This is a genomic window from uncultured Halovibrio sp., assembly GCF_913056445.1.
GTDB classification, from domain to species: Bacteria; Pseudomonadota; Gammaproteobacteria; order Pseudomonadales; family Oleiphilaceae; genus Halospina; species Halospina utahensis_B.
The window spans coordinates 17,223-40,850 of sequence record NZ_CAJXMA010000005.1 but is presented as its reverse complement, the minus strand read 5'-3'; the positions used below and the strand labels follow the sequence as shown (position 1 = coordinate 40,850).

Sequence of the window (23,628 nt, the reverse complement as noted above, 5' to 3'; positions counted from 1 at the left end):
CGCCATTCTAGCCGGAGCAGCTGGCGCCCGCCACCCGGGTCAGCCTTCGTCGATGAAGCTGCGCAGGTGATCGGAGCGGGAGGGGTGACGCAGCTTGCGCAGCGCCTTGGCTTCGATCTGGCGGATGCGCTCGCGGGTCACATCGAACTGCTTACCGACTTCCTCGAGGGTGTGGTCGGTGTTCATCTCGATGCCGAAGCGCATGCGCAGCACCTTGGCCTCGCGCGCGGTCAGCCCGGAGAGCACGCCCTTGGTCGCTTCGCTCAGGCCTTCAGCCGTGGCCGAGTCCACCGGCGACAGTGCCAGGATGTCCTCGATGAAGTCGCCCAGGTGTGAGTCCTCATCGTCGCCGATGGGGGTCTCCATGGAGATCGGTTCCTTGGCGATCTTGAGCACCTTGCGGATCTTGTCCTCGGGCATGTCCATGCGCTCACCAAGCTCTTCCGGGGTCGGTTCGCGGCCCATCTCCTGCAGCATCTGGCGGGAAACGCGGTTGAGCTTGTTGATGGTCTCGATCATGTGGACCGGGATACGGATGGTCCGCGCCTGGTCCGCGATGGAGCGGGTGATCGCCTGCCGGATCCACCAGGTGGCGTAAGTCGAGAACTTGTAGCCGCGGCGGTATTCGAACTTGTCCACCGCCTTCATCAGGCCGATGTTACCTTCCTGGATCAGGTCCAGGAACTGCAGGCCGCGGTTGGTGTACTTCTTCGCAATCGAGATCACCAGGCGCAGGTTGGCCTCCACCATTTCCTTCTTGGCACGGCGGGCCTTGGCCTCGCCGATGGAAACGCGGCGGTTGATCTCCTTGATGTCGCTGACATCCAGGCCCACGCCTTCCTCGACGTTGGCGATCTTCTTCTGCAGGCGCACGATGTCGTTGGCGCGCTCACCAATGGCCTTGGCGTACTTGCGATCGCTGCTGCCCAGCTCCTCGGCCCAGTTGAGGTTGGTCTCGTTACCCGGGAACTGCTTGATGAACTCACGGCGCGGCATGCCGCATTCCTGCACGCAGATGGCCATAACGCTGCGTTCGTGCTGGCGCACCATGTCGTTGGTGGAGCGTACGACGTTGACCATCTCGTCAAAATGGCGATTGCTCAGCTTGAAGGGCGCGAAGACCCTGCCGAGCTCTTCCAGTGCCTTCTGGGCTTCTTCGCTGGAGCGGCCGTGTTTGGTCACGGCGTCCATAGCGGTGTTCAGGCGGTCCCGCAGCATATCGAAACGCTGGCGGGTTTCCTCCGGATCCGGGCCGCCGTCGGAGCTTTCCTCGGCCTCGTCCTCTTCGTCTTCCTCTGCCTCTCCTTCGGCGCTTGCCGTGGCTTCCGAGGCGGGCTCCGGAGTCTCGGCCGCAGGGAACTGGGGTTCCTCGCCTTCGGGGTCGAGGTAGCCGGAGACCAGGTCGCTGATGCGGCCTTCGTTCTCGACAATATTGTCGTAGTTGTTGATGACGGCGGCGACGGTGCCCGGGAAGTGGGCAACGGCGGCCATCACATCGCGGATGCCTTCCTCGATGCGCTTGGCGATGACGATCTCGCCCTCACGGGTGAGCAGTTCCACGGAGCCCATCTCGCGCATGTACATGCGGACCGGGTCGGTGGTGCGCCCGGCGTCACTCTCCACGGCTGCCAGTGCGGCGGCGGCTTCGGCGGCGGCGGCTTCGTCCGCGGAGGAATCACCATCGGTGATCAGCAGGTCATCGGCGTCCGGGGCTTCTTCGGTCACCTGGATGCCCATGTCATTGATCATCTGGATGATGTCTTCCACCTGATCCGGATCAGCGATATCCTCCGGCAGGTGGTCATTGACTTCGGCGTAGGTCAGGTATCCCTGCTCCTTGCCACGAGCAATGAGATCCTTGAGTCGCGATTTCTGGGAGTTGGCTGACATAGTCACCCTTTGGGCTCGGTATTGTCTGGGGCAAGATGAATCGAGCATTATAGCCACGAGTCATCCATTCTGCCAGTCAGTGGATTCCGCTATCGGCTGTCACTTCGGCCACCAGCTGCCCGGCTAATCTGGGGACGACACCTCTGGATTTCAATGTTCGGTGTCAGTGTGTATCCCGCAGGCGGTTCTCGCGCAGGCGCTGGAGCTCCTGGCGTTCGTCTTCGGTGAGCTCACTGGGCTTGCGTCCGGCCAGTATCTCGCTGGCCTGTCGGGCCTGTTGGCGTGAGCGTGCCCGCCCGAGCATATGCCGGGCATCCGCAAGCAGTGGTTCGTGTTCCGGGAAATGCTCAATACGGTTGAACAGGCCCGCGAAGCGCTCCCGGGCCGGGGCGGAGAAAGCCATTTCCGCCAGCAGGGTACTGCGCGTCTCGATCCCGCTCTCGAGGATCCATTGCGCGAATGCATGGGCGCAAGGGTAGTGACTGGCTGCCTGCGGTACGGCCGTCACCTCGGTGGCCAGCGATGGCTCGTAATAGAGCGCCAGAGCCAGGAGGGTATCACGGTCCAGCGCCATGGCCGGCTGGCTGGCGTGTTGCGGCTGGCCATGGTGGGGGTGGTCGGAACTGTTGCCGCGCCTGTCGCCGCGACCACCGGGTGGGCGGCGGGTGAGGCGCTGGAGTTCTTCCCAGAGCGCATCCCGGATGGCGGACCGGGGCATGCGCCGGAGCATGGGCTCCACGCGGCTGCGCAGCTCGCCCCGGTGTTCGGCCTGGCTCAGGTCCAGGCCTTCACCCTGGCGCTCGAACAGCATGCGCGACAGGGGCTTGGCGGCTTCCATGCGCCGCGTAAACGCCTCTCCCCCTTCAGTACGCACCAGTGAATCCGGGTCCTCGCCTTCCGGCAGCATCAGGAACTGGATGTGCATGCCGTCCTCAAGCATGCCCAGAAGGTTTTCCATGGCCCTGTCCGCGGCGCGATGGCCGGCGGTGTCGCCGTCAAAACAGAAGATCAGGTGGTGTGAGGCGCGGAGCAGGGTCTGGAGGCTCTCTTCGTTGGTGGCGGTGCCGGAGGCGGCCACGGCATTGGCGATGCCCATCTGCGCCAGGGCGATGACGTCCATGTAGCCTTCCACAACCAGCAGTGAATCCAGCTGGCGCGAGGCCTGGCGGGCCTCGTAGAGCCCGTAGATCTCACGGCTCTTGTGGTAGACCTCGGATTCCGGCGAATTGATGTACTTGGCCTTGTCATCGCCCAGAGGGCGCCCGCCGAAGGCAACCGTGCGGCCCCTCGTGTTGCGGATGGGGAACATCAGCCGGTTGCGGAATAGATCCCGAACCTGGCCGTTACGCTCGTTCAGGGCCTTGACCGTGAGCAGGGCGCTGCGGGTTTCACCATTCACGCGTTTGGCGAGGGCGTCGCCTTCCGGTGGCGCGAACCCCAGGGCGAAGCGCTCAATCATGTCTTCGCTGACACCGCGATTGGCCAGGTAGTCCCGGGCCAGGCTGCTCCATGGATGCTCCCGGAGTGCATTGCGGTAGAAACGGGTGGCTTCCTCAAGGGCACCGGTCAGGCTCTGGCTGCGCTTCATGGTTTCACGGGTCGCCTGGTCATAGGGCACTTCAAGACCCAGGTGGGCGGCCAGTGCCTCGACGGCTTCAGTGAAGCTCTGGTTCTCGTATTCCTGCAGGAACGCGATGGCGTCGCCATGGGCACCACAGCCGAAACAGTGGTAGAAACCCTTGTCCGGGCGGACGTTGAACGAGGGAGTGCGTTCGTCGTGGAACGGGCAACAGGCTTTGTAGTTGCCGCCGGATTTCTTCAGCGGCATGCGCTGGCCAATGATTTCAGCCAGATCGACCCGGTCGCGCAGGGTCTCAATGAAGGTCTGGGGGATCATGCCGGCCATGGTTCCGGGCCCCAAAGCAGGAACGCCCGCGCGAGGCGGGCGTCCGGGTGATCAGTAATAGCGTTCGAAACGCTTCTGTTCACGCTGCAGTTTCTTGAGATGACGCTTCACCGCTGCGGCTCGCTTGCGCTTGCGCACCTCGGTGGGCTTCTCATAGTGCTCACGACGACGCACTTCCGAAAGAACCCCCGCTTTTTCACAGGAGCGCTTGAAGCGGCGAAGCGCCACGTCAAACGGTTCGTTATCTCTCACTTTCACAGCGGGCATGCGAAATCACCTACCTTAAAATCCGTTGTCAGATTGATGCTCTAAAGGCACTGCCTTTTCAGGATCCGCAAGTCTACGCATTCGATCCGCTACTGTAAAGAGAGGGTGTGGCTTTCCGCTCTGGTACACTATGCCCCGTTCTTCAGGAAGCGGTGATCATGCGCGTACTCGGTATAGAAACCTCCTGCGACGAAACCGGCATTGCCCTCTACGACGGCGACGATGGCCTGATTGCCCACGCCCTGCACAGCCAGGTGGCGGCGCATGCCGCCTACGGTGGCGTGGTGCCGGAATTGGCGTCCCGCGATCACATCCGTCGGTTGCTGCCGCTGTGTGAGCGCGTCCTTGATGAGGCCGGCTGTGGCCGGGAGGGCATTGATGCCATTGCCTACACGGCGGGCCCGGGGCTGATCGGTGCGCTGCTGGTGGGCAGCACTTTTGCGCATGGCCTGGCTCGCGGGCTGGATGTGCCGGTGCTTGGCGTCCATCACATGGAGGGGCACCTGCTGGCCCCCATGCTGGAGGAGCGGGCGCCGGCGTTCCCCTTTATAGCCCTGCTGGTCTCCGGTGGGCATACCCAGCTTGTGAAGGTCGAGGCGCTCGGGCGTTACGAGCTTCTGGGCGAGTCAGTGGACGATGCAGCCGGCGAGGCGTTCGACAAGGCGGCGCGCATGCTGGGGCTGGGCTACCCGGGTGGGCCGGCGGTGGCAAAGATGGCGCTTTCGGGGACGCCGGGGCGTTTCCGCTTTCCGCGGCCGATGACCAGCAAGCCCGGCCTGGATTTCAGCTTCAGTGGCCTCAAGACCTACACCCGCAACACGCTGCGTGACGAAGCGGGCCCGGACGGTGCGGATGAGACCCTGCGTGCGGATGTAGCCCTGGCTTTCGAGCAGGCCGTGGTGGATACGCTGGCGATCAAATGTCGCCGGGCTATGGAGCAGACTGGAGTGCGGCGTCTGGTGGTGGCGGGTGGCGTCGGTGCCAACCGGGCGCTGCGGGAGCGGCTGACAGCGCTTGAGAAAAGCCATCAGGCGGAACTGTTCTTCCCGCGCCTGGACTTCTGCACGGACAACGGTGCGATGATCGCCTACGCCGGCCATGAGCGGCTGGTTGCGGGGCAGCGGGATGGCACTGAGATGCTGGCCGTTCCGCGTTGGCCTCTGACCGAACTGCCCGGGCTGGAGGAGGGCCGCCTCGAGGGGCTGCGCCAGACGGTATGATCCTCAGAGGTGGTGTTCGCTGCCCTGTGCCAGGCGGACCAGGTTGTCCCGGTGACGGACGAACAGCACCAGGGCAATGATGAGGAAGAGCCCGGTATGGGGAGGGTTGAGCAGGAACGCGATAATCGGACCGCTGCCGGCGGCGATGATGGACGCGAGTGAGGCGATGCGCCACTGCCGGAAGACAAGCAGCCAGATGAGCGCCATGGCGAGAATGGTGCCGGCGGCCAGCGCCAGCCCTGTCCCCAGGGTGGTGGCAACGCCCTTGCCGCCCCGGAAGCGCGAAAACGCCGGCAGCATGTGCCCGGCTATAGCGGCCAGGGCAACCGCCGCCTGGGTAGCGGGGCTGACGTCCAGGTACTGGGCCAGGGTAACCGGCGCCCAGCCCTTGAGGGCGTCGCCCAGCAGCGTGAGCCCGGCCGGCCCGGGGCCGGCAATCCGGTACACATTGGTGGCGCCGGGGTTTCGGGAGCCATAGAGGTGGGGCGGCGGTGCATTGAGCAGCTGGCAGACCAGGGGCGCGAACAGGATCGAGCCACTGAGGTAGCCCAGTGCACAAAGCAAGAGTGCGAACAGCAGTTCCATCGAAGGCCCTGAACCGTAATCGGGTCTTCAGGATAATGGATCAACCCGGGAGTTGGAATGGATAGCGTTTTCATTGAGCGGCTGGCCGTTGACGCTGTGATCGGCGTCCTGGACTGGGAGCGGGCGGTGACCCAGCGTCTGCTTGTGGATCTGGACCTCCGCTGGGATAATCGCGCGCCGGCCGCCGGGGACGACCTGACACTGGCACTGGACTATGCAGCGGTGTCTGAAGCCGTGGCGCAGTGCCTCAGGGAAGGGCGGTTCCGCCTGCTTGAAACGGCGGCGGAGCGGCTCGCGGCCATGATTGCGGATGATTTCGGCGTCGGCTATCGGCGTATTGTGCTGCGCAAGCCCGGCGCCGTTCCCGGGGCTGAGGCCGTGGGCGTGGTGGTGGAACGGGGAGAAGGTGAATGAATCGGGTCTACATCAGTATCGGCTCCAACCAGAACACCGTGGTGAACGTCCGCGCCGCGCTGGATGCCCTTTCAGCCCGCTTCGGCGAGCTGGCCATCTCCTCTGTCTATGAGAGCGAGGCAGTGGGCTTTGAGGGTGAGAACTTCCTGAATCTCGTGGTTGCCCTGAACACCGACGAACCCGTGGGGCCGCTGGCGGAATGGCTCAAGCAGGTCGAGGATGACAATGGCCGGGAGCGCAACCGGCCCCGCTTCAGCTCCCGGACCCTGGATCTGGATGTGCTTACCTATGGCGCTCTGGTGGGTACCATTGATGGCGTGGAGCTTCCCCGCTCCGAAATCCTGAGTAACGCCTTTGTGCTGCAGCCCCTGGCCGAGATTGCGCCGGATGAACGGCATCCGGTCAGCGGGGAGCGCTACGCGGACCTGTGGCAGTCCTACGAGCGAGACCAGCGCCTCTGGCCCATCGAGTTCCACTGGCAGGGCCGGCGGATCTCACCGCGAACCTGAACCGCTGCCCTGTGCGGCCCGGAAACGGGCAATCTGGCCGGCAGTAGCGCTGTCGAACGTCATGTCGGTCTCTGGCTCACCGTTCAGGGCGGGCAGGATCTGCCCACCGATTTCCTTCCCCAGTTCAACTCCCCACTGATCAAACGGATTGATACGCCAGATGGCTGCCTGGACAAAGGTCCGGTGTTCGTACAGTGCAATCAGTGCGCCCAGCGTGGCCGGTTCCAGCCGCTCCATGGTGAGCAGGTTACTGGGGCGGTTGCCGGGGATGGCCCGGTGGGGGGCCAGGCGCTGGGCCTCGTCTTCCGCCATACCTTCCGCGATCATCACTGCGCGCACTTCCTGTTCCGTGCGCCCGAGCATGAGGGCCCGGGCCTGGGCCAGGCAGTTGGCCGCCAGCATGGCGTGATGGCCATCCACGGGGTTGTGGCTGGTCAGTGGCAGGATGAAATCCACCGGCACCAGCCGCGTGCCCTGGTGCAGCAGCTGGTGGTAGGCATGCTGGCCGTTGACCCCGGGGCCGCCCCAGATGACGGGGCCGGTGTGGTGGCTGACCGGGCTGCCGTCCAGGCATACGCTCTTGCCGTTGCTCTCCATGTCCAGCTGCTGGAGGTGCTCCGGAAGGTGGCGCAGGTAGTGGTCGTACGGGATAACGGCCTGGGATTCCGCGCCGAAGCCGTGCATATACCACAGCCCCATCAGTCCCATGAGCATGGGCATGTTCTGTTCCGGTGGCGCCTGCTGGAAGTGTTGATCCATGGCATGGGCGCCGGCCAGCAGCTCTCGGAATCGCGGCATGCCCACGGCCAGGGCAACCGGCAGGCCAATGGCCGACCACAGGGAATAGCGCCCGCCGACCCAGTCCCACATGGGGAAGATGCTGTCCCCGGCGATGCCGAAATCCCGGGCACGGTCCGCATTGGCGGTAACGGCGGCGAAATGGTGCTGGACGGTGGTTTCGGTGCCGCCGCCGTCCAGGAACCATTGGCGTGCCACGCGGGCGTTGGCTAGGGTTTCCTGGGTGGTGAAAGACTTGGACTGGACCAGGAACAGGGTGGTCGCGGGGTTGAGTCCGGCCAGGGTCTCCCGGATGTCGCTGCCGTCCACATTGGCGACGTAGTGGCAGCGTGGATGTTCGGACTGGAAGGGCGTCAGGGCTTCTGTTGCCGTCAGCGGCCCCAGATAGGAGCCGCCGATGCCGATGCTGACCACGTCCGTGATGGTGTCGCCGTTCATGCCTCGCCACTCGCCACCGCGGACGGCGTTGGTGAAGACCTCCATGCGCTCCAGGGTCGCCTGGATGGCGGGCATGATGTTCTCTCCGTCCACCTGGACCGGCTGGTCCTGTGGTTGACGCAGTGCGGTGTGAAGGGCGGGCCGCTTTTCCGTGGTGTTGAGTTGTTCGCCACGGAACAGCGCGTTCACCCGTTCCGGCAGACCACGCCCCCGGGCCAGGTCTGCCAGCAGACCGAGGGTCTGGTCGGTTACGCGGTTGCGGGAGTAATCCAGGGTGAGGCCGGCGGCCTCGAGCGTCATGCGTGGGTAGCGCTGAGCGTCCTGTTGGAAGAGATCCTTCAGGGGCAGGCCTTCCAGCTGTGCCCGGTGATTCATCAGCGCGGACCACTCGGGCGTTTCCGTGAGTGGTGGCAGGGATTGTTGCTCGGTCACTGGCTCGTCTCCCTGAGCGATTCAGTTGTTATCGAGGGTCAGGCTGAGGTTGTCGATCAGCCGTGTCTGCCCCAGCCAGGCGGCAGCGAGAATGGTGATCCGGGTGTCCTCGTGGTTTGCCGGCTCCAGGGTGTCGGTGTTGACGATGTTGAAGTAGTCCGGATGAAAGCCTTCGCTGTCGAGCGTCCGGATGGCCTCATCCGAGAGGGTGCTGTAATCGCGGCGACCCTCCTGGATAGCGTTCCGCGCCCAGCACAGCATCTGGTACAGGCGCACTGCCCGCTCACGATCACGTTCACTGAGGTAGTTGTTGCGTGAACTCATGGCCAGCCCGTCTGGTTCACGGTAGGTGGGCGCGCCCATAATCTCGATGGGCAGGCACAGGTCGCGCGTGAGCTTGCGGATGACGGCCAGCTGCTGGAAGTCCTTCTCACCGAAAACCGCCAGATCCGGCTGGACCATGTTGAACAGCAGTGTGACCACGGTCGCGACGCCGGTGAAGTGCCCGGGGCGACTGGCCCCGCAGTGCAGCTCCGTGATCACCGGCACGGTGATGTGGGTGTGGTACTCGATGCCGTTGGGGTAGACCTCGCGCACGCTGGGGGCGAACACCAGGTCGTTGCCCCGGGACTCAAGCTTTTCCTGGTCCTCCGCGAGCGTGCGCGGGTAGCTGTCGAGATCCTCGTTGGGCCCGAACTGCAGCGGGTTCACGAAGATGCTGGTGACCACAATGTCCGCCTGCTGGCGGGCTTCCTCGACCAGGGCCAGATGGCCGGGGTGCAGGTTGCCCATGGTGGGCACCAGCGCGATGCGTGCCCCGGCGTCCCGGTGGGCTCTGAGTTCGGATCTGAGATCGGAGACGGTATGGACGGTTTTCATCCGCTGAAACTGTGTTTGCTGTCGGGGAATTCGCCGTTCTTGACGGCCTGATCGTAGGCGCGTACGGCGCCCTCCACGGAGCCGTTCTCCTGAAGGAAGTCTTTCACGAACCGGGGCTTATGGCCACGGCTGATGCCGAGAATGTCCTGCAGGACCAGTACCTGGCCATCGGTATCGGGGCCGGCGCCAATGCCGATCACCGGCACGCCCACCTCGCGGGTGATGCGGGTTCCCAGTGAGGACGTGACGCACTCAAGCAGAATCACGTCCGCCCCGGCCTCGACCAGGCGGCGGGCATGGGCGACCATGCGTTCAGCCGCTTCAGCCCCTTTGCCCTGGACGCGGTAACCGCCCAGCTTGTTGATGAACTGGGGCGTCAGGCCGAGGTGGGCACAGACGGGCACGCCGCGCTCGGTCAGCTGGCGCACGCTTTCGGCCATCCAGTCCGTGCCCTCGATCTTCACCATCTGGGCCCCGGCCTGCATAAGGCGGGCGGCGTTGTGCAGGCATTGCCCGGTGGTGGCGTAGCTCATGAAGGGCAGGTCCGTCATGACCAGCGATTCGGGCTGGGCTCTGGCAACGCATTCGGTGTGGTAGACCATGTCCTCCATGCTCACGGGCACAGTACTCTCGCGGCCCTGGAGCACCATGCCCAGCGAATCGCCCACCAGCTGCACGTCAATGCCGCAGTCGCTGAGCAGGCCCGCAAAGGTGGCGTCATAGGCGGTCAGGCAGCTGAACTTCTGCCCTTTCTCGCGGTAGTCCCGCAGCGACTGGATGGTGGTGCTCATGAGCGGCTCCCGATTCCGTTTGGATCCTGCCAAGGGTAAAGCGGGCTCTGTGTTCAGGCAAGCGTGACGGGCGTCAGGCCGTTATCCGGGCATTCGCGGAGCAGGTCGTCGATGCGTCGCCCATCGGGCAGGCTCAGGTCCGGGTCCAGGTCCAGCAGTGGGCGCAGCACGAAATCCCGGTTGGGAATTTCCGGGTGGGGGACGGTGAGCTCGGGCTGCGTGATGGTCTCGCGGCCATAGAGCAGCAGGTCGAGGTCCAGCACCCTGGGGCCCCATACGCGGGTGCGGGTCCGGCCCTGCGCGTCCTCGATGCGCAGCAGCTGCTTCAGCAGTGTGGTGGCGTCCAGGTCGGTGTCGAGCCTGGCCGCCATGTTGAGGAAGTCCGGCTGGTCTGATGGGCCAACGGGGCTGCTGCGGTAGATGGGCGACGCATCCGCCAGGGTGGTCTCCGGCAGCTGGTGAAGTGCTTCCAGAGCCAGGTGCAGCTGCTGCAGGGGACTGTCCAGGTTGCTGCCAAGGCCGATCCAGGCGGTCACGCTCATGAGTTGTTCCGTGCGGGCTTGCGGCGCTTACGGCCGCTGCGTTTCTTGCCCCCGCCTCCCAGGGCGCGGAGCATTTCACGGCGCCGGTCGGCATCGGCATCCTGGTATTCCGTCCACCAGGCGCCCAGGCCCTGGGTGTCCTCGCCGGCGGCCTCGCGCACCAGCAGGAAGTCATAGGCAGCCCGGAAGCGGGGGTGCTCCAGCAGTCGGTCCGCGCGCTTGCCGCTGCGCTTGTCCAGCCGCAGCTGCAGCTCCCAGATCTCGCGCATCGGGGTACTGAAGCGCTTGGGGATGGCGGTGGCCTGGGTCTGGTTCTGGATGGTCTCGCCGGCCGCCTGCTGCAGTGCCTGGTAGGGCGGCTGGTCGGTTTCCGCCTCCTCCTGGCGCCAGGCCTGCTGCAGGGCCGGCCAGAGCAGTGCCGCATACAGGAAATAGGGGGTTATGGGCTTGTTCTGGCGGACCCGGCGATCGGTGCTGGCCAGTGCTTCCCGGATCACGCCGTCCGGCTCGCCCTCGGCGATGGCCCTGGCGGATTCCGGGAACAGGGGGGCGAACAGGTCAAAGCGCTTCAGCATGCCGTAGGTGGTCTCACCCTGGCCGGCGGTGAAGAGCTTGAGCACTTCCTCGAACAGCCGGGCCGGCGGGATGTCCTCCAGCAGGTAACTCATCTCACGGATCGGCTGGGCGGTATCCTCGGCGATGGTGAAGTCCAGCTTGGCGGCGAAACGCACCGCCCGGAGCATGCGCACGGGGTCTTCCTGGTAGCGTGTGACCGGGTCACCGATCAGCCGCAGCTGGCGGTTGTGCAGGTCCTTCACGCCGCCGGCGTAGTCGTGGACGGTGAAATCCCGGATGTCGTAATAGAGCGCGTTGACCGTGAAGTCGCGCCGGAGCGCGTCCTCTTCCCGGGTGCCGTAGACGTTGTCGCGCAGCAGCCGGCCCTGGTCGTTCACATCCATGTGTGGGTCGTTATCCGCGTCCTTGGGCGAGCCGCGGAAGGTGGTCACTTCAATGACCTCGCGCCCGAAAAGCACATGGACCAGCTTGAAGCGCCGGCCGATCAGGCGCGAGTTGCGGAACAGCTCGTGCACCTGCTCGGGGGTGGCGCTGGTCGCGATGTCGAAGTCCTTGGGGTGACCGTCAAGGAGCAGGTCACGCACACCGCCACCGACCAGATAGGCTTCGTGCCCGGAGCGATTCAGCCGGTGCAGCACCTTCTTCGCGGACTCGCTGATGTTCTGGCGTGAGATGTTGTGTTCGTCGCGCGAAATGATGCGGGGTTCATGGGGAGCGGTCCCGTTCTGCCCGCCGAGCTGGCTCAGCCAGTTCTGTACCCGTTCCAGAAAACGTCTCGCCATGGAGTCTCTTGCTGATTCTGTCTGACCCGAAAGCGCGAGTGTAACGATTCAAGCGGGCTGGCGCGAGTCCGGAGGGCGGAATCAAAACGGGGCCGCCCGAAGGCAGCCCCGAAACAGGATTCAGTCTGACAGTGTTTTTGTTATTATTCGGCGTGCATTGTTGTTCTTGTTATCGGCGCTCGACTGTTTTCGACGAACGGAACGTTTTTGCAACAGAGAGCGGAATGGCCGCTAAAAAGCTCGGCTGCCAAAACACTCAGTTCGAAGGGCATTCATTATTGTTTTTGAGCCCTTGGGGCAGCTTGTTCTTGTTGTTGGGCTGCTGCCTTGTGAGTGCGCGTTCTTGTTTTTGTTGGGCGCTTTTTCTTGTTTGGGCTGAAGTAAGCAGATGCCGTGCCAGAATTTTTACCCCTTTTTAAGACAAGGAGTTACGAAGGGGCAAGGTCTGAACAGGGATTAATGTGAAGGCGTGAACTGTTACTCACATTTTGTGTTCTACGGAGCAGCGTTTCGGACGGTAACAGTGGGTAACAGTGGCGCGCAGTCCGTCAGTGGCTGGCACTGGAACCCGGTGCGCCGGATTTCTTGCGGGGAATGCCCAGGCGCTGACGCCGTTCCCAGAGGGATTTACGGCTGATTCCCAGTTTCTGGGCCAGTTCGGTTTCGCTCATCCGGTCCTGGTTCTCCAGCACGAAGTGCTGGAAGTAGTCTTCGAGGGACAGGTCCGAGGGCGCGTCCTCCTCACGGCCATGGGGCTCGGCGGGCTGGTCGGCGCCCACCAGCCCGGTGGAGATGGCGGGTTCCTCGTCTTCCGCATCCAGGTCCAGAAGCTCCGGGGTGATGACTTCGCCATCCGCCAGGATCACGGCGCGCTCGATGGCGTTCTCCATCTCGCGGACGTTTCCGGGCCAGCGGTAACGCTTGATCAGCTGCATGGCTTCCGGCGAGAAGGTGTAACCGCGGTGGGTCATGCGGCCGCCGATCTGCTCCAGGAAGCGTTTCGCCAGCCCCAGGATGTCGTCTTCCCGGTCGCGCAGCGGCGGCAACCGGATCTGCATGACGTTAAGGCGGTAGAACAGGTCTTCCCGGAATTCACCGGTGCGCGTCATGGCCTTGAGGTTGCGGTGGGTGGCGGCCACCATCCGGACGTCCACCTTCCGGCTCTGGGTTGAGCCAACGCGCCGGATCTCGCCCTCCTGAAGCACTCTTAGAAGCCTGGCCTGGGCCTCGGCGGGCAATTCACCGATTTCATCGAGGAAGAGGGTGCCGCCGTCCGCGGCCTCGATCAGGCCCGTACGGGCGGAGACGGCACCGGTGAAGGCGCCTTTCTCGTGGCCGAAGAGCTCGGATTCGATCAGGGCCTCGGGAATGGCGGCGCAGTTGACCGAGATGAGCTTCCAGGGCGCCCGGCGGTTAAGGTTGTGCAGGGCCTGGGCGGCGAGCTCCTTGCCGGTGCCGGATTCGCCGATGATCAGCACGGTGGTGTCCGTGGGCGCGACCTTGCGGAGCAGGTGGAAAACACGCTGCATGGCCGGGCAGTCGCCATACATGAAGTGCGAGGGATCGGTGTTCGAGCCATTGCCCCTCTCTGGGCCGGGCGTGTTCTCCGGTTCGGAATGCTGTGCCAGGATCCGCCCCACGCATTCGAGCATTTCACCATGATCGAAGGGTTTGGCGATGTAATCCACAGCGCCGAGTTTCATGGCATCCACGGCTGAGCGCAGGCTGGCATAGCTGGTCATGATGAGCACGGGCACGTCCGGTGCCCGGTGGATCAGGTCGGTGCCCGGCTCGCCCGGCAGACGCAGGTCCGTGATGATCAGCTGGAAGTGGTTCAGGTCGAACCGCGCCGTTGCGTCGGCAATGGAGTCCGCCCCCTCGGCCTCATAGCCGTTGTGGGTCAGCAGTTTTTCCAGGGCCGAGCGGATGACCGCTTCGTCCTCAACAATGAGTATGCGACTCATGATGGCTGATCCGTTGTCTCGTTCGTCGGGTGGGCTTCGGGAAAACGCAGCACGAACCGGGTTCCACGTCCCGTCTCCGCACTGGCCGGGCTCTCGACACTGATGGTGCCATGATGTTCCTCCACGATGCTGTAGACAAGGGAAAGCCCGAGTCCGGTGCCGCGATCCGGCCCCTTGGTGGTGTAGAAGGGGTCGAAGATGTGATCCAGGTCGCTGCTGGCTATGCCGTCGCCTTCATCGGTGACGCTCACCTCCACGCTGGCTGCCACCCGGCGGGCGTCTATCGGGATCTCCGTGCCTTCGGGCGCCGCGTCCCGGGCGTTGGAGAGCAGATTGACGAAGACCTGGACCAGACGCTGTTCGTCACCGTCGATCATCAGCCCGGTGTCGCAGTGGTTGCGGTAGGGGCTCGGGGATTCGCGGTCCGCCAGTGACAGCAGGTGGATGGCTTCATCCACGCAGCGCCGTATGCGTACCGGTGCATGGGGGTTGCTTACGCCGTCCTGGCCGGCGCGTGCGAAGTTCATCAGCGACTGCTGGATGCTGGATATCCGGTTGGTCTGGCTCAGGATCTCATCGGCGGTCTCCAGTACGCCGGGCGCCTCGGTTTCCAGCTTCAGGTTCTGGGCCAGGCAGGCGATCCCTGTTACCGGATTACCCACTTCATGGGCCACGCCTGCGGCCAGTCGCCCAACGGAGGCCAGTCGTTCGCTGTGGATCAGCTCCTCTTCCAGCCGCCGTGTCTCGGTCTGGTCCTCCACCAGGATCACGGTACCGCCCTCGGGGTGGCCGGGACCGGCAATGTCACTCTGGTGCAGGTTGAACCAGTGCGGCTGGCCACCCAGCTCGACCTGCCGGCGGTTCTGGTGCTGGGCCTCGCTGTGATGGAAGCTGCCGAGCAGTTCCCGCCAGGGGTCCGGCAACGCTCCCAGGGTGGCGCCTACGGTGCGGTCCGCCGCAATACCGGTGAGTGTCTCCATGGCATGGTTCCACATCAGGATCTCATGGTCGCTGCCCAGTGAGCAGGCAGCAATGGGGAGGTTCTGCAGGATCTGGCGGTAATGGCGGCGCAGGCTGTCCAGCTCGGCGGCGAGGCCGGTCAGCCGGCTCTTGTAGTCCTCCAGGGCCACTTCCACGAACTGGATGTCGTGCTGCGGTTCCTGGGAACCGCTCTGGGGCTTGAAGCCGAGATGGCGCTGAACAATGTCCTGGGCGATGGCCGGCCCGAGCAGCCCTGAGAGGTTGACTTCGAGCTGGTCGCGCAGCCGGCGCAGCGGGTAGGGCCTGCTCTCTGAGGCCGGCAGGTCGAGCTGATCCAGGGCCCGCTCCACTTCCCGGGTAGCCACCTCGTTGCCCAGTGGCACCGTGAGCTGGGACTTGAACTCGTCGGAGGAGGTGGCTTCCAGCTCCCGCCGTGGCGGGCGTGCCATGGCCCCGATGCTGCAGGATTCCGCGGCGCGGGCCTCGCCGTTGCTGGTGCCGGTGAGCATGGAGGTCAGCGCGAACACCAGGACATTGATGCTCAACGCCATGAAGGTGGGCACGTGCCAGCTGTCGATGTCCGAGGGCTGCATCAGGTGGAGACCCAGCCAGTCACTGGGGGCAATGCCGGTGGTGAACGGCAGTACCAGCCCCGCGAACCAGACCAGCATGCCCGCGATGATGCCGCTGATCACGCCCTTGCGGTTGCCCTCGGGCCAGTAGATGACGGCCAGCACCCCCGGCAGGAGCTGGAGCACCCCGGTCAGGGCGATCAGGCCCAGGCTGTCCAGCGCGAGATGGCGGCCTATCAGGGCGTGGAAGAGCAGGGCCGCCAGGATGATCGCCAGGATCAGGAGGCGGCGCACGCTCTGGAGCCAGGTGTAGATGCTGCGGTTTTCCGGTGGTGAGCGCAGCGGAAGCACCAGGTGGTTGAGAAGCATGCCGGACAGCGCCAGGGTCAGGACGATCGTCAGCGCGCTGGCGGCGGACAGGCCGGCCAGGTAGGCGAGTGTGGCCAGCAGCGGTGACTCCAGCACCACGCCCAGGCTGACGGCGAACAGGTCCGGGCTGCCAGCGACCCCGAGGGCGCGGGCGCTCCAGAGGACGATGGGAACCGGCAGGGCCAGGAGCAGCAGGTAGAGGGGCAGCCCCCAGCTGGCGCGCGCCAGGGCACGGGGGCTCGGGTTCTGGGTGAAGGTCATGTGGAACATGTGCGGCATGACCAGGGCGGCCGCAAAGGAAATCAGCAGCAGGGCGCGCCAGTTGCCGTCACTGAGGCGGCGCTCCAGGGCGCTGACCTGGTGGCTCTGGCCCTGGAGCCAGGTCTCCAGTCCCGCCGGACCGTTGAAAACGCTGAACAGCAGGATGACCGCGATGCTGCCCAGGGCAAGCAGTTTGACCAGTGCCTCGAAGGCCATGGCCATGACCAGCCCTTCATTGCGCTCCACGCCCTGGCTGCGGCGGGCACCGAAGAGTGCGGTGAACACGGCTGCCAGAACCGCGAAGAGGGTGGCGCTGAACCAGCGGCTGGCATCGGGGGCCAGGGTCTGGATGGCGCCGGCCATGGCCTGCATCTGCAGGCTGAGCAGTGAGAGGATGGCGATGCCGGAGCACAGTGTTACCAGCGTACCCGCCCACTGGGAGCGGTACCGGAAGGTGAACAGGTCCGCCAGCGAGCTGAGCTGGTAGCCGCGCGCCAGCCTGAGGATCGGGTGCAGCAGCACTGGCCCCAACAGAAAGGCGCCGCAGAGCCCCAGGTAGTAGGCCAGGTACCCGTATCCGAAGCTGTAGGCCATGCCCACAGCCCCGAAGACCGCCCAGGCTCCGGCATAAACGCCCAGGCTCAGCACGTACACCAGTGGGTGATGGGTCCAGTGCCGGGGCAGCCAGTTGCGGTCCGTGGCGTGTGCTATGGCGAACAGAATCGCCAGGTAGAGGGCACTGATCAGCAGCAGCGTTGGCACACTAAAGCTCATCGCCGTCCCTCCGGTGATCGAGCCAGAAGGCGAGGGCGATCAGGGCGAGCCAGACCCCGAACGGCTGGTACCACGCGCTGCCGGGATCGACCCACCAGTCCATGATGTCGGGCGAGAAAATGTAGATGGCCAGTACCAGCAGGAAGACCAGACGATAGATGTACATGGTCATGCCCTCCGGAGCCTGTCCGGGTCCCAGTGGCTGATGGCCCACGCCAGCTGGTCTTCCACGGGCCTCTCATTGAGGTTCCCGGGTGGGCGGTGCGCCAGGGCGGTGAGTGCCTGGCTGATGTTCCGCGGTGCCATGGTGTCATCGATGGCGGATGCGCCCGCCTGTTTGCTCAGCTTCTGACCCCGCTCGTTACAGACCACCGGAAAGTGCAGGTAGGTTGGCGGTGTCTCTTCCAGAGCTTCGTAAAGGCAGAGGTGGGTTGGGGTGAGCTCGGCCAGGTCCTGCCCCCGGACCACCTGGTTGATGCCCTGGGCAATGTCATCCACCACCACGGCAAGGTGATAGGCGTAGAAGCCTTCCTTGCGCCGCAGTACCGCATCGTCCTTTTCCCGCACCAGCCTCAGGGGCTGGTCGCCCAGCACACGGTCATACCAGTGCCCGTCATGCGCCTCTACCGGAAAGCGCAGAGCAAAGGGCTCCGGCTGGTTCCAGTCCGGCCGCTCGCGGCACTGCCTGGGGTGCTGGCCCCCATGGGCATTGAGTTCACTGCGGGAGCAGGGGCAGGGGTAGAGTCTGCCGGCCTCCCGGAGCCGGATCAGGGCAGCGTCATAGGCCTCGCTGCGCTGGGACTGGTACCAGGGGGACTCATCAGGGACCAGCTGGTGGGCCGTGAGGGTATCCAGAATGCGCTGTGCGGCGCCGGGGGCCTCGCGCAGCGGGTCAATGTCCTCAATGCGGACCAGCCAGGTGCCATCATGCGCACGCGCGTCCAGCCAGCTCGCCAGTGCCGCGACCAGCGAGCCGAAGTGGAGTGGACCTGTGGGCGATGGGGCAAAACGGCCGCGGTAGGCCATGACAGCGCCTGGGATGGATCAGACGCCAGTCTGTTTTTCCCGGATCTCGGCCAGGGTCTTGCAGTCGATGCACAGGGTTGCGGTCGGGCGCGCCTCCAGCCGCCGGATGCCGATCTCCACGCCACACTGGTCGCAGAAGCCGTAATCGTCCTTGTCGATCCGGTCGATGGTCTTGTCGATCTTGCGGATCAGCTTGCGTTCGCGGTCACGGGTGCGCAGCTCCAGGCTGAATTCTTCTTCCTGGGTGGCACGGTCGCTCGGGTCCGCGTAGTTCTCGGCGTCCTCCTGGAGGTGGTGTACCGTGCGGTCCACTTCCTCCATCAGCTCCTGTTTCCAGCCGAGCAGGATCTTCCGGAAATGCTCCAGCTGCTCCTGGTTCATGTACTCTTCATCATCGCCCGGCTGGTAGGGCTTGAAGTCGGCAAAGTCGTTCTGAACAGCGGGTTCATTCTTCGACATAATGGTTACCCCTTTCGAGTCGCAGCCGGCCTGGCGCCGGCGACTGACCTTCGGCATCATTGCCGCAATTCCGGATTGGCCACGCCATCCGCTCTTTATAGAAGATGCGGGGCATGGCAGGCAAGATTGCGAAACGTAGCAGATAACATCTGGGGGAGCTACCCATGGAATTCGATCCACCACTGACGCCCGGAATCCTTGTGCGTCGCTATAAGCGCTTTCTGGCGGATGTGACGCTGGATTCCGGGGAAACGGTGGTGGCGCACTGCCCGAACACAGGGTCCATGATGGGCTGCGATGCGCCGGGAAGCCGGGTCTGGCTGAGTCATTCCGATAACCCGAAGCGCAAGCTGTCCTGGACCTGGGAGCTGGTGGAGACAGGCTCTGGCGGTGAGGTTGCCTGTATCAATACCGCACGCGCCAATACCGTGATGGGGGAGCTGTTGAATGGGGCGCGACCCGGGGGGTTGACCGGCTATGACCGTGTGCGCCCGGAAGTCCGCTATGGCAGTGAGAAGAGCCGGATCGACTGGCTTCTGGAGGACAGCACCGGACAGCGTAGACCGGTCTGGATCGAGGTGAAGAACGTGACCCTGGCGGAGGGGAGTGTTGCGTACTTTCCGGATGCGGTTACGGCGCGGGGGCAGAAGCATCTCCGCGAGTTGCAGGGGCGGGTGGAAGCCGGGGACCGGGCCATGCTGCTGTTCTGTGTCAGCCATTCCGGTGCCCGGGAAGTGCGGCCGGCCGAGGGTATCGATCCGGTGTATGCGCAGCTGTTGCGCGAGGTGGTTGATAAGGGCGTGGCGTGTCGGGCCTGGCGGATGACCATGACCCCCGAGGCCCTGGAGCCGGGCGGGGAGGTGAGTGTTGTTCTATAGGGGTTGCCGCGCGCAGGAGCCACTCCTGCGTGCGGCTGGGCCTGTCAGGAAACACTTTCCGGTTCCGGGGCGTTCTGCTGGGCCTGCTGTGCGTAAGTGAGGTAGTCGGTGTAGCCGTGGGCGCTACCTCCGTACATCGTCGCCGGATCCACTTTATTCCAGGGCAGTTCATGCCAGATGCGATGGGGCAGGTCCGGGTTGGCGATAAAGGGCTTGCCGAACGCGAACAGATCACCATAGCCCGCCTCAAGCATGCGCAGGGCCTTTTCCGGCGTATAGCGCCCGGCAAAAATCAGAGCGCCGCTGAACGCATCCCTCAGAGCCTGGCAGAAGCTGTCTGGCAGTTCGGGGGCATTATCCCAGTCCGCCTCGGCAATCGAGATGTAGGCGATGCCCTGACGGTCCAGCATCCGTGCCGCTTCCACATAGGTTTCATGGGGGTCGGATTCAACCAGCCCGAGATAGACGCGCTCTTCGTCCGTGCTTTCGAACAGCGGTGAGAACCGGACGCCGAGGCGGTTGGCGCCCACTTCCCTGGAGACCGCACTGACCACTTCTTCCAGGAAGCGCAACCGGTTGCGCAGGCTGCCGCCATACTGGTCGCTGCGCTGGTTGCTGTGTTCCGAGATGAACTGGTTGACCAGGTAGCCATTGGCACTGTGGATCTCCACGCCGTCAAAGCCGGCTTCCATGGCATTGCGCGCCGCCCGGGCGTATAACTCAACCATTTCGCCAACCTCATCCGTGCTCAGGGCACGGGGGTCGTCGGAATCAGTGATCTTGCCTTCACCGGGCCCTGTTTCAACAAACACCTTAACGGTTTCGTTGCGGATGGCGGACGGCGCCACCGGAGCTGCCCTTTCCGGTTGCAGCGAACGGTGCGATATCCGGCCCACATGCCAGAGCTGGCAGAAGATCGTACCTCCTTCGGCGTGAACGGCCTCGGTGACCTTTTTCCAGCCCTCAACCTGCTCCGGGGTGGAGATACCGGGCGTCCAGGCATACCCCTGGCCACGCGGCTCGACCTGGGTGCCTTCCGAGACCATAAAGCCGGCGGAAGCCCGCTGAGCGTAGTAGGTCGCCATCATGTCATTGGGGATGTTGCCCGGCTGGGTGCTTCTGGAGCGCGTCAGCGGTGGCAGCACGATGCGGCTTTTCAGTGTCAGATCACCGAGGCGCACTGATTCAAAAAGCGATTCAGTATTCATGGTTCTGGGCCTTTTCAGTGGAAGGTACATTGACGCAGCAGCATCTCGACCCTGCCGATGTCCTGTTTGTTCAGGACCTGGCGCGGAACGCCGAGTCGTCGTTGGATGGCTGCGATGACGGGCACAAGACTAAGGGCGTATGATCACAAACAGAAACAGTAATTTTTGGTGAGAAATACAAACATGAGTGGTATTGGCAATATCGACCTGAAGCAGTTGCGTGTGCTGAGGGCGTTGCTTAAAGAGAGAAGCCTGACGCGGGCCGCCAGTCAGATGGGGATGACGCAGCAGGCGGTGAGTGCGCAATTGAACAAGTTGAGGGAGGTTTTCCAGGATCGCCTTTTCCTGCGCTCACGCCAGGGTGTTGTACCAACGCCATTGGCGCAGGAGCTCGAACCGAGGGTGAAGGCTGTCTTTGACAGTATTGAGCAGTTGATTCCCCCAGAGCGGTTTGATCCGGCAAGTGTGCAGGGGACCTATGTCATATCCGCGACTGACTATGCGGTGGAGGTGGTGTTGCCTGAGCTGGTCGCCAGGGTCAGACAGCAGGCGCCGGGCCTGAAGCTGATCGTTCGTCAGTTCGAGAGCGACCGCCTGCACGCCATGCTGGCCTCCGGTGAGCTGGACCTGGCCCTGACGTTCCCTGCCTTCGCGCCGGAAAGCTGCCAGAGCAAGCTGCTCTTCTCGGAGTATCACATCTGCGTGGCAGGGAATGACTCGCCATTGCATGAGCGCAAGCTGACCATCGGAGATGTGGCTGAGTTGCCACAGCTCATTGTCTCGCCGACGCGGGCCAACCTGATTGGTTCCGCTGACAGCTGGTTTGCCAGCAAAGGGTACGGACGGAATATCGTTATGTCCGTCCCGAGTTTCTCTGCGGCCCCAACCTGTGTTGCATCCAGCGACTGTGTCGCCTTCCTGCCCTCAAGGATTCTTCCCCATCCGCTGGTAACCCCCATCGATCTGGAGGAATCACCGCCCTGTTTCGATGTTATTGCCGCCTGGCATCCGCGTACCGACCAGGATCCCCTGCAGCAGTGGGTGCTCTCCCTTCTGCAGGAGGCGTTTCCAGGCCAGGCTTGAAGGTAATGGCCGCCTCCGGGCTAGCCCCTGGTGTTGTAGCGCATGCGGGTGCCGTGGTTGAGCGACATCACGATCTCATCGGCGGCTATGGCTCGGGGGAAGAAGCAGCCTGAGATCTTGGTGTGGGCAATGCTGGCCCCTTCCATGGCGGTCTCGCTGAAATCAATGCCGCGCAGATCCGCTCCCCGGAAATAGGCGTGGCGGAGATCCAGATCCTTCGCATTGAGGCCGCGCAGGTCGAGACCGCGGAAATCGCCATAGGCGAAGCTCGGAAGCTTTTCCAGCTTGTCCCGGGCCTCATTGAAGGCCTGGATGTTTTCGTCGCGCAGCGCCTGATAGAGCGGGTCGTCGATACTGCGGGCCAGATCTTCTTCCATTGTTGTCCGTCCAGTGTTATCCGGGCTTCTGGCCCCAGTATAGTTGTTTGCCCGCTGGCTGCCACGTGCGTGGTGATCAGTGGCCGCGTGGTCCGGGGTCCAGGGCACGGATCAGTGCCTCCAGCGCACCCGGGGTGTGGGTGTGGACATGGATGGTGTGGCTGCGTTCGCTTTCACCGATGGGGTCCGCACTGCCCAGCTGCTGATCGAGGACCGCTTCGTCCGCTTCGGAAACCTCACCGCTGCGGCGGGCCCGTTCGCGGATGCGTTCACGCAGAACGGATTCCGGTGCCTCGCAGGCGATCAGTACGAAGGGAACACCCAGCGATTCCGCTATCTCCGACAGGCCATCCCGCTCTTTCTGGTGCAGCGCCGCGGAGTCCACGATGACCGGGTAGCCGGTCGCCAGCGCGCGATGGGCCAGCGCCTGGAGCCGCTGGTAGGTCTGGCGTGTGGCGTCCTGGGTGTAGATGCCGGCATCCTGCGCGGAGTTGCTGGATTCGGTTGGCCCGAGCCCGAAAAGGCGTTTGCGCTCCACATCGGAGCGCAGCCGGATCATGCTGAACTGTTCCGCCAGCGCGGAACTGAAACGCGACTTGCCGCTGGCGGAAAAGCCGGTGGTGGCTGCCAGCCAGGGCTGGGGGATCATGGAGTAGCGCTCGGCCAGCTCCGCGTAACGCCGGTACCGGTCCAGGTTCTGCTGTTCGGCCTCGCTGGAATCCGCGGGGCTGAGCAGTGCGATCTTGGCACGCACCATGGCCCGGTAGGCGCTGAACAGGCGCAGCAGTGGCAGGGCCTCATAGTCGCCGCTGTGTTCCAGGTAATGGTTGAGCACCCGGGCCGACCATGCGGGATGGCCGCGGCTTTCCAGGTCCATGAGCAGGAAGGCGAGGTCGTTGGCGGTGTCAATCCAGCGGAATTCGGGATTGAACTCAATGCAGTCGAAAACAGTGATCCGGCCCTGGAAGAGGGCGATGTTGCCCAGGTGCAGGTCGCCATGGCACTCACGGATCCGTCCGTCGGCCAGCCGCTGCTGCAGGCGTTCGCGCTGTTGCTCAAAGGTGTCACGGATCCATTCCAGCAGGGCCTGTGCCTGCTGGCGGTCGCCGGCCTCCTGCAGGTGCTCCAGGGCGGTGGTGACGTTGTCCACCATCGCGTCCCTGAGGTCATCGGTGTTGGCCATGGGGCTGTCCGGTGGCAGCGACGGGACTGAGTCGTGGAAGCTGGCGACGCGTTCGGCGAGTTCATCCAGCTGCTCCGGTGTCAGCTCGTTCCGCTCGCTCAGCCGGTCCAGGGTCTGTTCCGGGTCGAACTGGCGCATGCGCACCGCATAGTCGATGGGCGTGCCATCACCATTGATCGCCGGTGACTCCGGGCTGCCCGTGATGGGGACGACCGCCTCGTAGACCGGTTCCGCCAGCCGCCGGTTGAGGCGCAGTTCCTCCTCGCAGTAATGCCGGCGGGCGCTGAGCTCGCGGAAGTCCAGGAACCCCAGATCAAGAGGCTTCTTGATCTTGTACACATAATCGCCGGTCAGCAGCACCCAGGAGATGTGCGTTTCGATCAGGCGGATATCACTGACCGGGTGGGGGTAGCATTCCGGGGTCTGTAAGGCACTGATCAGCCCTGATTCCATTCCACAGCTCC

The 23,628-nt window shown here is 64.1% G+C and carries 22 protein-coding genes; 5 read left to right on the top strand and 17 right to left on the bottom strand.

All coding sequences use genetic code 11. The annotated features are described in order from the left end of the window. Positions 1-39: 39 nt before the first annotated feature. The 3 genes from rpoD to rpsU all read right to left on the bottom strand — a co-directional run bounded on the left by rpoD (position 40) and on the right by rpsU (position 4,063). Positions 40-1,938, bottom strand: a complete 1,899-nt coding sequence (rpoD, locus tag QZ501_RS02480; RefSeq protein ID WP_286173327.1) for an RNA polymerase sigma factor RpoD — start codon at positions 1,936-1,938, stop codon at positions 40-42. A gap of 115 nt (positions 1,939-2,053) precedes the next feature. Beyond that, positions 2,054-3,796, bottom strand: coding sequence for a DNA primase (gene dnaG / locus QZ501_RS02475; RefSeq protein ID WP_295716881.1), 1,743 nt, complete (start codon positions 3,794-3,796; stop codon positions 2,054-2,056). A 51-nt stretch (positions 3,797-3,847) separates the two neighbouring features. Continuing rightward, entirely contained in the window at positions 3,848-4,063 is a 216-nt protein-coding gene (gene rpsU / locus QZ501_RS02470; protein WP_077529332.1) for a 30S ribosomal protein S21, read from the bottom strand. A 158-nt stretch (positions 4,064-4,221) separates the two neighbouring features. Between rpsU and tsaD the strand changes: the two genes are divergently transcribed. Further along, on the top strand, positions 4,222-5,283 hold the full coding sequence (tsaD, locus tag QZ501_RS02465; protein WP_295716878.1) for a tRNA (adenosine(37)-N6)-threonylcarbamoyltransferase complex transferase subunit TsaD: 1,062 nt from the start codon (positions 4,222-4,224) through the stop codon (positions 5,281-5,283). A gap of 3 nt (positions 5,284-5,286) precedes the next feature. Here tsaD and plsY read toward each other — a convergent pair whose 3' ends face one another. After that, positions 5,287-5,868 carry a glycerol-3-phosphate 1-O-acyltransferase PlsY gene (gene plsY, locus QZ501_RS02460; protein WP_151441462.1) on the bottom strand — a complete coding sequence of 194 codons (582 nt, stop codon included), beginning with the start codon at positions 5,866-5,868 and terminating at the stop codon, positions 5,287-5,289. A 57-nt stretch (positions 5,869-5,925) separates the two neighbouring features. Between plsY and folB the strand changes: the two genes are divergently transcribed. Both folB and folK (QZ501_RS02450) read left to right on the top strand, forming a co-directional pair. Next, positions 5,926-6,282: a dihydroneopterin aldolase gene (gene folB, locus QZ501_RS02455; protein WP_295716876.1), complete on the top strand. Its 357-nt coding sequence runs from the start codon at positions 5,926-5,928 to the stop codon at positions 6,280-6,282. After that, a complete protein-coding gene (gene folK / locus QZ501_RS02450) occupies positions 6,279-6,791 on the top strand; it encodes a 2-amino-4-hydroxy-6-hydroxymethyldihydropteridine diphosphokinase (RefSeq protein ID WP_151441460.1) in 513 nt (170 codons plus the stop codon). Before folB ends, folK (QZ501_RS02450) begins: the two co-directional genes overlap by 4 nt. On the opposite strand, the gene pgi is transcribed toward folK (QZ501_RS02450), so the two are convergent. The 10 genes from pgi to dksA all read right to left on the bottom strand — a co-directional run bounded on the left by pgi (position 6,777) and on the right by dksA (position 18,435). Next, entirely contained in the window at positions 6,777-8,459 is a 1,683-nt protein-coding gene (pgi, locus tag QZ501_RS02445; protein WP_295716873.1) for a glucose-6-phosphate isomerase, read from the bottom strand. The two genes, folK (QZ501_RS02450) and pgi, sit on opposite strands and share 15 nt — an antisense overlap. Before the next feature lie 21 nt (positions 8,460-8,480). After that, positions 8,481-9,338 (bottom strand): pantoate--beta-alanine ligase, encoded by an 858-nt coding sequence (panC, locus tag QZ501_RS02440; protein WP_151441459.1) that lies wholly within the window; start codon positions 9,336-9,338, stop codon positions 8,481-8,483. Further along, positions 9,335-10,129 (bottom strand): 3-methyl-2-oxobutanoate hydroxymethyltransferase, encoded by a 795-nt coding sequence (gene panB / locus QZ501_RS02435; protein ID WP_295716868.1) that lies wholly within the window; start codon positions 10,127-10,129, stop codon positions 9,335-9,337. Before panB ends, panC begins: the two co-directional genes overlap by 4 nt. A gap of 53 nt (positions 10,130-10,182) precedes the next feature. Continuing rightward, complete coding sequence (gene folK, locus QZ501_RS02430) at positions 10,183-10,671, bottom strand: 2-amino-4-hydroxy-6-hydroxymethyldihydropteridine diphosphokinase (RefSeq protein ID WP_160899574.1); 489 nt, start codon at positions 10,669-10,671, stop codon at positions 10,183-10,185. Beyond that, on the bottom strand, positions 10,668-12,029 hold the full coding sequence (gene pcnB / locus QZ501_RS02425) for a polynucleotide adenylyltransferase PcnB (protein ID WP_160899573.1): 1,362 nt from the start codon (positions 12,027-12,029) through the stop codon (positions 10,668-10,670). The genes folK (QZ501_RS02430) and pcnB overlap by 4 nt, the downstream gene beginning before the upstream one ends. Positions 12,030-12,577: 548 nt before the next feature. After that, complete coding sequence (locus QZ501_RS02420; RefSeq protein WP_160899572.1) at positions 12,578-13,993, bottom strand: sigma-54 dependent transcriptional regulator; 1,416 nt, start codon at positions 13,991-13,993, stop codon at positions 12,578-12,580. Next, positions 13,990-16,950, bottom strand: a complete 2,961-nt coding sequence (locus QZ501_RS02415) for an ATP-binding protein (protein ID WP_295716865.1) — start codon at positions 16,948-16,950, stop codon at positions 13,990-13,992. Before QZ501_RS02415 ends, QZ501_RS02420 begins: the two co-directional genes overlap by 4 nt. Next, entirely contained in the window at positions 16,940-17,116 is a 177-nt protein-coding gene (locus QZ501_RS02410; protein ID WP_192497396.1) for a hypothetical protein, read from the bottom strand. The genes QZ501_RS02415 and QZ501_RS02410 overlap by 11 nt, the downstream gene beginning before the upstream one ends. Positions 17,117-17,118: 2 nt before the next feature. Further along, a complete protein-coding gene (gene gluQRS, locus QZ501_RS02405) occupies positions 17,119-17,976 on the bottom strand; it encodes a tRNA glutamyl-Q(34) synthetase GluQRS (RefSeq protein WP_295716862.1) in 858 nt (285 codons plus the stop codon). Positions 17,977-17,994: 18 nt separating this feature from the next. Next, positions 17,995-18,435, bottom strand: coding sequence for an RNA polymerase-binding protein DksA (gene dksA / locus QZ501_RS02400; protein WP_077529412.1), 441 nt, complete (start codon positions 18,433-18,435; stop codon positions 17,995-17,997). 164 nt (positions 18,436-18,599) lie between these two features. On the opposite strand from dksA, the gene sfsA reads away from it, so the two are divergent. Beyond that, on the top strand, positions 18,600-19,313 hold the full coding sequence (gene sfsA / locus QZ501_RS02395) for a DNA/RNA nuclease SfsA (protein ID WP_151441452.1): 714 nt from the start codon (positions 18,600-18,602) through the stop codon (positions 19,311-19,313). 44 nt (positions 19,314-19,357) lie between these two features. Here the strand turns inward: sfsA and QZ501_RS02390 are convergent, their stop codons facing one another. Further along, entirely contained in the window at positions 19,358-20,521 is a 1,164-nt protein-coding gene (locus QZ501_RS02390; protein WP_295716860.1) for an alkene reductase, read from the bottom strand. A gap of 183 nt (positions 20,522-20,704) precedes the next feature. Between QZ501_RS02390 and QZ501_RS02385 the strand changes: the two genes are divergently transcribed. Further along, positions 20,705-21,604 carry a LysR family transcriptional regulator gene (locus QZ501_RS02385; RefSeq protein ID WP_151441450.1) on the top strand — a complete coding sequence of 300 codons (900 nt, stop codon included), beginning with the start codon at positions 20,705-20,707 and terminating at the stop codon, positions 21,602-21,604. Positions 21,605-21,624: 20 nt separating this feature from the next. On the opposite strand, the gene QZ501_RS02380 is transcribed toward QZ501_RS02385, so the two are convergent. Together QZ501_RS02380 and QZ501_RS02375 are read right to left on the bottom strand one after the other, a co-directional pair. Next, entirely contained in the window at positions 21,625-21,981 is a 357-nt protein-coding gene (locus tag QZ501_RS02380) for a pentapeptide repeat-containing protein (RefSeq protein WP_151441449.1), read from the bottom strand. Positions 21,982-22,057: 76 nt separating this feature from the next. After that, a complete protein-coding gene (locus QZ501_RS02375; protein ID WP_295716857.1) occupies positions 22,058-23,617 on the bottom strand; it encodes a bifunctional aminoglycoside phosphotransferase/ATP-binding protein in 1,560 nt (519 codons plus the stop codon). Between the last annotated feature and the right edge of the window lie 11 nt (positions 23,618-23,628).